Here is a 12,315-nt window from a genome sequence, read left to right as displayed (position 1 = left end):
TCACTCAGCGCAGCTTCTTGATACGTTCGCTGGGGCTGATCACGTCGGTCAGGCGAATGCCGAACTTCTCGTTGACCACCACCACTTCGCCATGGGCGATCAACGTGCCGTTGACCAGCACGTCCAGCGGCTCGCCGGCCAGGCGGTCAAGCTCGATCACCGAGCCCTGGTTGAGCTGCAGCAGGTTACGGATGTTGATCTCGGTGCTGCCCACTTCCATGGAGATGTTCACCGGGATGTCCAGGATCACGTCCAGGTTCGGGCCTTCGAGGCTGACGTTCTCGTTCGGCTTCGGCGAGCTGGCGAACTCTTCCATCTGCATGCGGCCAGCGCCGCTGCTGCTGCCGGTGTCACCGCCCAGCAGCGCATCGATGTCGGCCTGCCCGGCCGAGTCGGTTTCTTCAAGGGCCGCAGCCCACTCATCGGCCAGCGCCTGGTCCTCTGCGGAGGTGATCTCGTTTTCGTTAGCCATGGTTTCCTCGACAGGCATTCAATTCGTTATGAGCGACCGGCACGCCGTCAGCGGCGTTCGATCGGGTCGATGATCTGCAGGGCCAGGTTGCCCTTGTGCGAACCCAGCCGCGCCTTGAACGACGGTACGCCGTTGGCGCGCAGCACCAGGTGCTCGGGCAGTTCCACCGGGATCACGTCGCCAGGCTGCATGTGCAGGATGTCGCGCAGCTTCAGCTGGCGCCGGGCGACCGTGGCGGTCAGCGGCACGGCCACATCCAGCACGTCCTCACGCAGGGCCTTGACCCAGCGCTCGTCCTGGTCGTCCAGGTCGGACTGGAAACCGGCATCGAGCATTTCGCGCACCGGCTCGATCATCGAGTACGGCATGGTCACGTGCAGGTCGCCGCCACCGCCGTCCAGCTCGATGTGGAAAGTGGACACCACCACCGCCTCGCTGGGGCCGACAATGTTGGCCATGGCCGGGTTGACCTCGGAGTTCATGTACTCGAAGGTGACCGGCATGATTGCCTGCCAGGCTTCCTTGAGGTCGACGAAACACTGGTCCAGCACCATGCGCACCACGCGCAGTTCGGTGGGGGTGAATTCGCGGCCCTCGATCTTGGCGTGGCGGCCATCGCCACCGAAGAAGTTGTCCACCAGCTTGAACACCAGCTTGGCATCCAGGATGAACAGCGAAGTGCCGCGCAGCGGCTTGATCTTGACCAGGTTGAGGCTGGTCGGCACGTACAGCGAGTGTACGTATTCGCCGAACTTCATCACCTGCACACCCCCGACCGCCACATCGGCGGAACGGCGCAGCAGGTTGAACATGCTGATACGGGTGTAACGGGCGAAGCGCTCGTTGATCATTTCCAGGGTCGGCATGCGACCCCGCACGATACGGTCCTGACTGGTCAGGTCGTAACTTTTGATACTGCCAGGCTCGGATGCACTTTCGGTCTGCACCAGCCCGTCGTCGACGCCGTGCAAAAGGGCATCGATTTCATCCTGGGACAGCAGGTCCTGTACGGCCATTGCGGACTCCTACTGCAATACGAAATTGGTGAACAGCAACTGGTCGATGACCGGCTTGCCGACTTCCTTCTGCGCCACTTCCTGGACCACAGCGGTGGCCTTCTGACGCAGCATCTCCTGCCCCACAGGGCTGCTGGCGAGGGTGTCGAAGCCCTGCCCGGAGAACATCATCACCAGGTTGTTGCGGATCACCGGCATGTGCACCTTCAGGGCATCCAGGTCAGCCTGGTTACGCGCCTGCATGGTGATGCTCAGCTGCATGTAGCGCTGGCGGCCGTTCTGGTTGAAGTTCACCACGAATGCCGGGGTCAGCGCCTCGTAGATCGACGCAGGCTTGACGTTACTGGCTGCAGGCTCGGCGGCCGGGGCCGAATCGCTCTTGTGCATGATGAACCAGGTAGCGCCCACCGAAAGGCCGATCGCCAGCAACAGGCCTACGACGGCCAGCAGGATCAGCTTGAGTTTGCCTTTAGTGGCGGGGTCTTTGACTGCTTCGCTCTTCGCCATGCCAATAATCCGTCGTCCATCGGGGGTTCAAAGGTGGATGGCTTGGCTTGAGCAAGTGTTATGCCAGATTTTGCAGAGGACGGGTTTCAGCAGGATTTGCAGCATGACCTTCTTCGCGGGCAAGCCCGCTCCCACAGGTACTGCACAGGGTTCGAAATCAACGAAATTCCTGTGGGAGCGGGCTTGCCCGCGAAGAGGCCGGATCAGGCTGACGGCGATCAGGCGTAATAATCAACCGCACTGTCACCAACCACCACCTGCTGCTCCACAGGCCGGGCGCTTTCGACTGGCTCAGCCCCGCCCTGCTCCGCCTGCCGCGCCGCCACCCCGGACAGGTTGCTGCCCTGCGCCTGCCCCTGCTGCTGTTGCTGCCCGCGCGACTGGTCGGCCACGTTGACATCCGGCTGGGCCAGCCCCTGCTGGGCGAACAGTTCGCGCAGGCGGTGCACCTGGCTGTCGAGGGCATCACGCACACCGGCGTGACCGCTGATGAAGGTGACTTGCGTCGACTGGTCCGCCGCAACATTGACGCGAATGTCCAGGCGGCCCAGCTCGGCCGGCTCCAGCTGGATATCCGCCGACTTGAGGTTCTGGCTGGACAGGTACATGACCCGGTTGACCAGGCCCTCGGCCCAAGCGCCCTGGTTCATCGGCAATGGCTGGTGCAACGGGCTGGCATTGGCCGGCACGGCGTTGGCGGTCTTGGCCGTGGCAGCCTGGGTCAGGCTGGCAAGGCGGCTGGCGAAATCATCGATGCGGGTGTCGCTGCTGGCGCTCTTGGTGTCTTTCAGGCCATCTTCAAGCAAGGCACCAAAGGCCTTGTCACCCGGCTCACCCGCTTCACCCTCGGCATCGTCCACCAGATTCGCCAAGGTATTGACGGCTGCCTGCCCATCCTCGCCCTGGGCCCGGGACGGATCCAGCGCATGTGCCGAGGTACCACCCTTGGCCTGGGCGCTGTGCTCCAACGCCAGGCGCAAGGTGGGCAGGTTGGCCAACGGGTCGGCATCGGGGTCGAAGGCTTCTTCGGCAGCGGGTTCTTCGGGCAGTGCAGCAATCTGCGCCGTGGCGGCCTGCAGTACCGGCGCAACGGCCTCGGCCTGTGCCTGGATCAGTTGCGCACCCGGCTGGGCATCGGTGACCTGGCCGGCCACCAGGCTGGCATCACGCAGCCCGGTATCAGCCTGGGTAGCGTCGTCAGCTGGCAATTTGTTGCCGTCATCGGCAACCGCAGTTTTGTCGGCGGGGTCTTTCTTGCCACCCGCTGCCGCCTCAGGTTTGTCCTTGGGCTTGGCCGGGGCGACCTTGTCATCCTGCCCGGCGGCCTTGTCACGCCCCTGCCTGGCCATCACCTGGCCAAAGCCATCGCCCTTGTCACCCAGCGGTTTGTCCGCCTGCGCGGTGGCCGAACGCGAGGTGCTGGTAATGGCGTTGGCTTGCAACAAAGGGTTGGGTGCGACAGGCATTGAGCGGTCTCCGCGCCAGAAACAAAAAGATCATCCGGCCAGAGACAGGCAAGACTCGCGCCAACTCACGTTTCAGCCTGCGGAAATACGCTGCTGCTCACCGCGGTAGAAGTGCTGCACTTCGACATATTCGAGGTCGATGCGGTTGATCAGGTCTTCGATGCCATACAGCGGCGGACGCCGCGCGCGGTCTTCCAGCTGCTGGCACAGGCCAGCCAGGGCCACAGCGCCCATGTTGCTGCTGCTGCCCTTGAAACTGTGGGCGGCCGCACCGAGCTCTTCGGCGCTTTTGGCCGCGTGCAGCTGGCTCAGGCGACGCTCGGAGTCGTCGAGAAAGGTCTGCACCAACTGCAGGTAGCCATCTTCCATGACTTCACGCAGGTCACTGAGTACCTTGTGGTCAATATGCATGTCAGTCACTTGTTCACTCCTTGATCAAGCCAGATTATGCCCGAGCCAGCCTGTGGCTCACCATACGAACTCCACATGTGCGCAACGCCCGCCTTCGCTCCAGCGGGCATTGCTGGCCAGCCGCTGAATCAGGTTCAGGCCACGCCCGCTCAGGCCCTGCGCCAGAGAAGGCCGCGACAGCACACGCTGCACATCGAACCCGGCGCCACTGTCGAGCACCTCGATCATCAGACGCCCGCCATCGGCGTGCGGTTCAACCCTGAAGTCGATGCGCACGAAACCGTCGCTCAACGCACCCAGCCGCCGGGCGCGCTCCTGATAATAGTCGGCAAACCCCTGCACATCGCGCTTGAGCCGCGAATCCAGGCCCAGCACCCCATGCTCCAGCGCGTTGGAATACAGCTCGCTGAGCACCGAGTGCAGGCTGCCCGTACGCGCCCGCAGGCCGTGTATTTCCTGCAACAACTGCACCAGATACGGCACCGGGTTGAAGCGCTTGAGGCTCTCACCACGCACCTCGAACCCCAGCGACCAGTCCAGCGGGCTGGAACGGCCGCTATCAGAGTAGATCATCGGCGCCGGCACCCGCTCCTCAGCGCTGAACATACGGATGTCGCACAGGCTGATGTCATCACGCGGGTGCCCGCCAAAACGCTCCAGCGCCTGCATGACTTCATCAAACAGCTGCGCCGGGTCGCGGTTGTCGGCCAGCACCGCACGCAAACGCTCCACGCCGAATAACCGTTCCTGGTCGTCGGCGGTGTCCAGCACGCCGTCCGACAACAGCAACAGGCGCTCGCCCGGTGCCAACGGCAGCACTTCAGTGCTGTCATCGAAACGCTCTGCACCCAGGATACCCAGCGGCAGATGCCGAGAGCTCAGTGAAGATAGCACATGGCCATTTACCGACAGTCGATAGCCATCCGGCATGCCCCCGTTCCACACCTCGACCGAACCACGCTGCAAACTGAGGTCGAGCAGCAGTGCACAGCAGAACATGTCCACCGGCAGGATGCGTTTGAGCTTGGCGTTCATCTCACGCAGGATCTGCGCCATGCCGTAGCCCTTGGCGGTCATGCCGTAGAACACTTCGGCCAGCGGCATCGCCCCTACCGCCGCTGGCAGACCATGGCCGGTGAAATCGCCAAGCAGCACACGCATGTCACCGGCTGGCGTGAACGCGGCCAGCATCAGGTCGCCGTTGAACAGCGCATAAGGCGATTGCAGGTAACGGATGTTGGGGGCAGAAAGGCAGCCGGAGTGGGCCACCTTGTCGAATACCGCCTTGGCCACCCGCTGTTCGTTGAGCAGGTGATGATGGTGCCGGGTAATCTGGTCGCGCTGCTCCAGCACGGTGGCCTGCAGCCGGCGCAGGCGGTCCATGGCGCGGATCTTGGCGCCGAGGATCACCGCACTGTAGGGCTTGGCCATGAAGTCATCGCCCCCGGCCTCCAGGCAGCGCACCAGGCCCTCTTCCTCATTCAGCGACGTCAGGAAAATGATCGGCACCAGCGCCTCGCCGGCCAGGGCCTTGATCTGCCGCGCCGCCTCGAAGCCGTCCATCACCGGCATCAGCGCATCCAGCAGCACCAGTTGCGGGCGCCGCTCTACAAACAGCGCCACCGCCTGCTCGCCGTTTTCTGCGGTGAAAACCTGATGGCCCTGGCGGCGTACGATCTGCGCCAGCAGCATTCTGTCGGCGGCCCCGTCTTCGGCGACCAGCACGGTCAACGCCTGTTGGGCCGGCATGTCGGCGCTCAACTGATGTCGAAGAGCTTTTCGAAATTGGAGATGGCGAGGATCTTGCGCACATCGGAGCTGGCATGCACCACGCGCACATCCGACTCATCGCCGCCCGCGTGGTCGCGCAGCAACAGCAGCATGCCGAGCGCGGAACTGTCGAGGTAGGTGGTGTCTTTCAGGTCGACGATCACCGAATCGGGCCGGTCGGGCTGGCGTTCGTAGGCGTCACGAAATTCCTGATGCTTGCCGAAATCGAAGCGCCCCTTGATCTTGATCGTCAGCTTTTTCCCATCCTGCGAAAAATCAGTCTCGACTGCCATGCTAGCGATTCCTTCGATGATGGCGAATGCAACTCCATTAAGGTTTAGCAGGCGATGGCGGGGGTGGCAAGCACACAACTTCAGCATGCGACGCGACCCCTTGTAGGAGCAGCCTTGTGCTGCGAAGAGGCCATTGCAGCCAAAGATGATCTTTGGCCTTACCGGCCTCTTCGCAGCACAAGGCTGCTCCTACAGGGGCACGCGGTAGCCTGAGCGGTGGTGCAAGACAGGATTAAAAGTGGTTCTGCCGGGGCAAGCGCTGTGACAGCTCATCCAGCAACCGCTGCTCACGCTTGTCTTCGGCGCGGCGGGCTTCGTCCATGTAGCGCTGCACCAGCTTGCGCAGCCCCTCTACCCGGGCATAGGCCTGCTGCCAGGTGCCACGGGCGTTGTTGAGGTTGTTCTGGTGCCAGACCAGGCTCTGGCGCTGCTGGGTCATGGCCGTTTCCAGCTGCCCCAGAAAACGCTGGTAGTTGACCAGCCAGCTGCCATTGACCCCTTGCCCGCCGCGGTTGATCCACTGCAGCTGGTAATCCTCACGAAACCGTTCGAGCTCGGCCAGTTTGGCCTGGGACGTGGCCACTTGCTGCTGGAAATGCCCCAGCCGCTGGGCTGCCTTGCGCTCGGCCTCCTCGGCCATGTCCACCACCGGCGCCAGGCGCGCAGCGCGTCCGGGCAGCGCCATGGCCTATCAGCCCGCCGGGGGCGTGAAGATCGCCCCCAGCTGTTCGCGGCTCTGCGCCATGCCCACATTCTCCTGCAGGCCTTGGCGCAGAAACTCCACCAGCTTCGATTGCAAGGCAATGGCCAGGTCGGTTTCCGGGTCGCCGCCGGCCACATAGGCGCCCACGCTGATCAGGTCGCGGCTTTGCGACAGGCGCGACCACAGTTGCTTGAACTTCTGCGCCTGGCGCAAGTGGTCGGCATCGACCACCTGGGGCATCACCCGGCTGATCGAGGCTTCGATGTCGATGGCCGGGTAATGGCCCTCTTCGGCCAGCCGGCGCGACAGCACAAAGTGGCCGTCGAGCACACCGCGCGCCGAGTCGGCGATCGGGTCCTGCTGGTCGTCACCTTCGGACAACACGGTGTAGAACGCGGTGATCGAACCACCACCCGCCTCGCCATTGCCCGCCCGCTCCACCAGTTTGGGCAGCTTGGCGAATACAGACGGCGGGTAACCCCGGGTGGCCGGCGGCTCACCGATGGCCAAAGCAATTTCCCGCTGCGCCTGGGCGAAACGGGTGAGCGAGTCCATCAGCAACAGCACGTTCTTGCCCTTGTCGCGGAAGTACTCGGCAATCCGCGTGCAATACATGGCAGCGCGCAGGCGCATCAGCGGCGCATCGTCGGCAGGCGAAGCCACCACCACCGAACGCTTGAGGCCCTCTTCACCCAGGATGTGCTCGATGAATTCCTTCACCTCACGGCCCCGCTCACCGATCAGGCCAACCACGATGATTTCGGCTTCGGTGAAGCGGGTCATCATACCCAGCAACACCGACTTACCCACGCCAGTACCGGCGAACAGGCCCAGGCGCTGGCCGCGACCGACGGTCAACAGGCCATTGATACTGCGGATGCCCACGTCCAGCGGCTTGCTGATGGGGTCACGGTTGAGCGGGTTGATCACGGGGCCGTCCATCGGCACCCAGTCCTCGGCCTTCATCCCGCCCTTGCCATCCAGCGCACGACCAGCGCCGTCCAGCACCCGGCCGAGCATGCTCATGCCCATGGGCAGCCGGCCGCCGTCATCCAGCGGCACCACCCGGGCGCCGGGGGCGATACCGACAATGCTGCCGACCGGCATGAGGAACACCTTGGGCCCGGCAAAACCCATGACTTCGGCTTCTACCTGGACCGGGTGGTAGCTGTCGTCGTTGATCACCAGGCAGCGGCTACCCACCGCGGCGCGCAGGCCTTCGGCCTCCAGGGTGAGCCCGACCATGCGCAGCAGGCGGCCTTCGACGATGGGCTGGGCCGGCAGCTCGATGGCCTCGGCATAACTGCCCAGGCGCTTGCCGAAGCTGGTGCGTTTAAGGTGCATCAGGGCTTTCCACGGAACGCTCGACCGGGGCATCCAGGTCTACCGACATGTCTGGCGCCGCCGGGTGCAGGGAATGGTCGTGCAACTGGTCGAACAGCTGCGCCACGGTCTTCTCGATGCGCGTTTCCATGGTTGCGTCGATGCGGCTATGGGCAGTCTCGATACGGCAGCCCCCCGGCAGCAGTGCGCTGTCTTCCAGCAGCCGCCAGTTTTCCTCGTGGCGTTCGCGCAGGGCCTTGGCCAGCTCGAAGTCCTGCGGGTTGAGGTGGATGCGGATATTGTCCGCGCCCATGGGCAGCAGCTTCAGTGCCTCGCGCAGCACCTGGGTAATCTGGCTGGAGTCGTTGTGCAATTCGCGGCCGATCACCTGGCGGGTCATGTGCGCCACCAGGTGTACGAGGGTTTTCTCGATCTGCGTGTCTTGCTCGGCGATCGGCTCCATCAGGTTGGCCATCAGCTGCTCAAGGCTGTCGAGCTTGGCCTTCAAGGCGACTTCGGCTTCCTGGCGGACCTTGAGCTGGGTGCTGTGAAAGCCCTCTCGCTCGCCGGTGGCGAAACCTTCGTTGTAGGCTTCCTGGCGGATGGCCTCGAGCTCTTCCAGGGTCAGCGGCTGGACTTCTTCCAGCGGCACTTCCTCGATTTCTTCCTCGACCACCTCGGGTTCCGGCTCAGGCTCGGGTACGGGCTCTGGCTGCGGGTCGAAGCTGGGCAGCGTCCACACGTCCACGCCCTCGAGGTCGCGGGCACGGATCAGGTCGCTGGGGTGATGTTCTTTGCTGGACATGTTTTAAAGTACTCAAAAGCCATCAGCAACCAACGCGCCCCCTTGTAGGAGCGGCCTTGTGTCGCGAAAGGGCTGCGAAGCAGCCCCGGCGATATCCGCGGCGAAGCTGAAATCTGGGGCCGCTACGCGCCCCTTTTCGCGACACAAGGCCGCTCCTACAAAGTGCGGCGTCGGCCTGTAGAGCGCGAAGACCTTAGATCATTTCCTCGGCGCCCTTGCCGCCGAGCACGATCTCGCCGGCCTCGGCCATGCGGCGGGCGATGGTGAGGATTTCCTTCTGCGCCGTTTCCACGTCGCTGACCCGCACCGGCCCCTTGGCCTCCAGGTCGTCGCGCAGCAGTTCCGAGGCACGCTTGGACATGTTCTTGAAAATCTTGTCCTTGACCCGCTCGTCGGCGCCCTTGAGCGACACCACCAGCACGTCGGACGACACTTCGCGCAGCAGCGCCTGGATACCACGATCGTCGACGTCGGCCAGGTTGTTGAAGACGAACATCAGGTCTTCGATCTGCTCCGACAGGTCGCTGTCGACTTCGCGGATCGCATCCATCAGTGCACCTTCCACCGAGCTGTCGAGGAAGTTCATGATGTCGGCAGCCCGCTTGATGCCGCCCAAGGTGGTGCGCGCGGCGTTGGAGTTGCCCGAGAACTGCTTCTCGAGGATCTGGTTCAATTCCTTCAGCGCCGCCGGCTGCACGGTATTCAGCGACGACACGCGCAAGACGATGTCCAGGCGCACCTTGTGGTCGAAGTTGCTCAACACTTCACCGGCCTGGTCTGGGTCGAGGTAGGCGACCACGATGGCCTGGATCTGCGGGTGCTCGTAGCGGATCACGTCGGCTACGGCGCGCGGCTCCATCCACTTCAGGCTGTCCAGGCCGCTGGTGTTGCCACCCAACAGGATGCGGTCGACCAGGCCATTGGCCTTGTCCTCGCCCAGCGCCTGGTTGAGCATCTTGCGGATGTAGGCATCGGAACCCACGCCCAGGCTGGTCTGGTCGCCGACGATGTCGACGAACTCGCTCATCACCTGCTCGACCTGGTCACGGTGCACGTTACCCATCTGCGCCATGGCCACACCCACTCGCTGCACTTCCTTGGGGCCCATGTGCCGCAGCACCTGGGCCGCATCGGTCTCGCCCAGCGAGAGCAGAAGGATCGCCGCCTTGTCGACGCGGCTCAGCTTGGCGGTAACGGCTCGGTTATCACTCATCGGCGTTGATCCAGTCTTTGACGACCTGGGCTACACGGCCCGGGTCTTCGGCCACCAGGCCTTTGATTGCGTTGAGCTGTGCCTCATAACCCTCGCTCGGGCTAGGCAGCAGAATGCTTGTAGGGCCACCCAGGCTGACGCGGTCGTTGGCCAGTTCGCCATCCAACCCCACCATGCCGCCCAGCTCCATGTCGCTATCAGAAGCAGCCTGCTTGCCGCCCCCTGTGATGTTGTTGAGCACCGGCCGCAGCACGCCGAACACCAGCACCAGGATGAACACCACGCCCAGCACTTGCTTGACGATGTCCCAGAACCACGGCTGCTGATAGAAGGCGATATCGGCAATTTCTTCGCCGCGGTCGGCGGCAAATGGCACGTTGATCACCGTCACGCTGTCACCACGGCTGGCATCGAAGCCGACCGCGTCCTGCACCAGGCGAGTGAAGCGCGCCAGGTCTTCGGCAGCCCACGGCGCACGGCTGGTATTGCCGGTGGCCGGGTCGATCTTGACCTGGTCGTCCACTACCACCGCCACCGACAGGCGGGTCATGCGCCCCTGCTGCTGGCGGGTGTGGCTGATGGAGCGGTCCAGCTCGAAGTTCTTGGTGCTTTGCTGGCGTTTGTCCGACGGGTACGGCGCGAGCATCGGCTGGCCGGTGGCCGGGTCCATGACCTGCTGGCCGTTGGCATCCACCAGCGGTTGGCCAGGCTGGATGGCCGCAGCCGGGGTAGCGGCGCCACCGGTGGTTTGCGGTGCCGAAGCGGCGCCGGGCGGCTGGTTGCTCAGCGCGCCAGGCACGCCTTGCGGGCCTTGGCTGCTGGCACGTTGTTCATCAACCGACTGTTCGCTGCGCAGCGCTGGCTGGTCGGGGTTGAACTGCTCGGCAGTCGACTCGACGGCACTGAAGTCCAGGTCGGCAGACACTTCGGCCTTGTATCGGTCATTGCCCAGCACGGGTTGCAGGATGTTGCGCACACGCTGGGTAAGCATGCTTTCCATGCGGCGGCTGTAGTCGTACTGCTTGCCGGCCTCGGTCAGAGCAGAGTCCTGCAGTTGCTCGGACAGCAAGTTACCCTTCTGGTCGACCACGGTGACCTGGGATTTGTCCAGCTCCGGCACACTGGTCGCCACCAGGTTGACGATGGCCGACACCTGACCCGATTCCAGGGCACGGCCCGGGTACAGCTCGACCAGTACCGAGGCGCTAGGCTTGCGGTCGTCGCGCACGAACACCGAGCTTTTCGGGATGGCCAGGTGCACGCGTGCGGCCTTGACGTTGTTCAGGCTGGAAACGGTACGCGCCAGCTCACCTTCCAGGCTGCGGCGGTAGCGAGTGGCTTCCATGAACTGGCTGGTGCCCAGACCCTGCTCCTTGTCGAGCAGTTCGAAACCGACATTGCCATCGCTGGGCGCCACGCCGGCGGCCGCCAGTTTCAGGCGCGCACGGGAGAGGTCGTCGGCCTTGACCAGCAGAGCACCGGAGTTGGGCTCAACGTTATAGGGGATGTCAGCAGCACCCAGGGTGTCCATGACCTGCTTGGTGTCCATGCCCGACAGGCTGCCGTACAGCGGACGGTAATCGGGTTGTTGCGACCACAGCACCACGGCAAAGCCGATGGCCACGCTGGCCGCCAGGCCGACCATGAGGCCGACTTGGCGCAGCATGGGCATCTGCGAGATGTTTTCCAGGAACGACATACCTGGCAGCGGGCGCTTGGCCGCTGCCGAGCCAGTCTTGGCGGGGGCGTTGTCGACGACTGCTTCAGCCATGGTCTACGTCCGTCCTCAAACCGGCATCTGCATGATGTCCTGGTACGCCTGGACCAGCTTGTTGCGTACCTGGGTCATGGCCTGCATCGACACGCTGGCCTTTTGCGAAGCGACCATCACGTCGGTCAGGTCGACGCCACTTTTGCCGATCTCGAAGGCATTGGCCAGCTGGGTCGACGCCTGCTGGGTCTCATGCACCTTGCCGATGGCCTGGCCAAGCATGTCGGCAAAGGTACTCTGCCCCGGCGCCAGCTCGGGGGCAGCGGTGACCTTGGGCAGCGACATGGCATCGGCCTGCATGGCCCGCATGTCCAGCATCAGACGATTGAATTCAACACCTTGGCTCATGACCCTTCTCTCTCCTGCGGCCGCATTTTTTTGACACTCATGCGGCGAATAGCCTACGTAAAGCAACAAAGGTGCCAGCCTTCGATAGCAAAGCCTTCTGTGTTTGCGCCGGCCCCTGTAGGAGCGGCCTTGTGTCGCGATAGGGCCGCAGAGCGGCCCCAGATTTCAGCTTCGCCGCCGATAATGCCGGGGCCGCGTTGCGGCCCTATCGCGACAC

13 protein-coding genes are annotated in these 12,315 nt (G+C 63.7%); all 13 read right to left on the bottom strand.

Features of this window, described 5'->3' with window-relative positions; translation table 11 throughout:
• Window positions 1-4: 4 nt before the first annotated feature.
• Window positions 5-472: a flagellar motor switch protein FliN gene (gene fliN / locus AK81_RS04820; protein ID WP_043197278.1), complete on the bottom strand. Its 468-nt coding sequence runs from the start codon at window positions 470-472 to the stop codon at window positions 5-7.
• A 47-nt stretch (window positions 473-519) separates the two neighbouring features.
• Complete coding sequence (gene fliM / locus AK81_RS04815; RefSeq protein ID WP_013973595.1) at window positions 520-1,488, bottom strand: flagellar motor switch protein FliM; 969 nt, start codon at window positions 1,486-1,488, stop codon at window positions 520-522.
• Window positions 1,489-1,497: 9 nt separating this feature from the next.
• Window positions 1,498-1,995 carry a flagellar basal body-associated protein FliL gene (fliL, locus tag AK81_RS04810; RefSeq protein ID WP_043197141.1) on the bottom strand — a complete coding sequence of 166 codons (498 nt, stop codon included), beginning with the start codon at window positions 1,993-1,995 and terminating at the stop codon, window positions 1,498-1,500.
• Window positions 1,996-2,213: 218 nt separating this feature from the next.
• Window positions 2,214-3,461: a flagellar hook-length control protein FliK gene (locus AK81_RS04805; protein ID WP_043197139.1), complete on the bottom strand. Its 1,248-nt coding sequence runs from the start codon at window positions 3,459-3,461 to the stop codon at window positions 2,214-2,216.
• Between the two features lie 72 nt (window positions 3,462-3,533).
• Complete coding sequence (locus AK81_RS04800; RefSeq protein WP_043197137.1) at window positions 3,534-3,881, bottom strand: Hpt domain-containing protein; 348 nt, start codon at window positions 3,879-3,881, stop codon at window positions 3,534-3,536.
• 48 nt (window positions 3,882-3,929) lie between these two features.
• Complete coding sequence (locus AK81_RS04795) at window positions 3,930-5,621, bottom strand: fused response regulator/phosphatase (RefSeq protein ID WP_043197135.1); 1,692 nt, start codon at window positions 5,619-5,621, stop codon at window positions 3,930-3,932.
• A gap of 8 nt (window positions 5,622-5,629) precedes the next feature.
• A complete protein-coding gene (locus AK81_RS04790; protein ID WP_016711787.1) occupies window positions 5,630-5,935 on the bottom strand; it encodes an STAS domain-containing protein in 306 nt (101 codons plus the stop codon).
• A gap of 232 nt (window positions 5,936-6,167) precedes the next feature.
• Complete coding sequence (fliJ, locus tag AK81_RS04785) at window positions 6,168-6,620, bottom strand: flagellar export protein FliJ (protein WP_016498552.1); 453 nt, start codon at window positions 6,618-6,620, stop codon at window positions 6,168-6,170.
• A gap of 6 nt (window positions 6,621-6,626) precedes the next feature.
• On the bottom strand, window positions 6,627-7,982 hold the full coding sequence (gene fliI, locus AK81_RS04780; protein ID WP_043197133.1) for a flagellar protein export ATPase FliI: 1,356 nt from the start codon (window positions 7,980-7,982) through the stop codon (window positions 6,627-6,629).
• A complete protein-coding gene (gene fliH, locus AK81_RS04775; protein ID WP_043197131.1) occupies window positions 7,972-8,766 on the bottom strand; it encodes a flagellar assembly protein FliH in 795 nt (264 codons plus the stop codon). Before fliH ends, fliI begins: the two co-directional genes overlap by 11 nt.
• 193 nt (window positions 8,767-8,959) lie before the next feature.
• The gene (gene fliG, locus AK81_RS04770; RefSeq protein WP_016488432.1) at window positions 8,960-9,979 is read right to left on the bottom strand and encodes a flagellar motor switch protein FliG; all 1,020 of its coding nucleotides are present in this window, start codon (window positions 9,977-9,979) and stop codon (window positions 8,960-8,962) included.
• Window positions 9,972-11,750, bottom strand: a complete 1,779-nt coding sequence (gene fliF / locus AK81_RS04765; protein ID WP_043197129.1) for a flagellar basal-body MS-ring/collar protein FliF — start codon at window positions 11,748-11,750, stop codon at window positions 9,972-9,974. The genes fliG and fliF overlap by 8 nt, the downstream gene beginning before the upstream one ends.
• 15 nt (window positions 11,751-11,765) lie before the next feature.
• A complete protein-coding gene (gene fliE / locus AK81_RS04760; RefSeq protein ID WP_043197128.1) occupies window positions 11,766-12,098 on the bottom strand; it encodes a flagellar hook-basal body complex protein FliE in 333 nt (110 codons plus the stop codon).
• Between the last annotated feature and the right edge of the window lie 217 nt (window positions 12,099-12,315).

Origin of the sequence: Pseudomonas putida W15Oct28 (genome assembly GCF_000708715.2) — a bacterium.
Taxonomy (GTDB): domain Bacteria; phylum Pseudomonadota; class Gammaproteobacteria; order Pseudomonadales; family Pseudomonadaceae; genus Aquipseudomonas; species Aquipseudomonas putida_R.
This window is presented reverse-complemented; position numbering and strand designations above follow the sequence as displayed.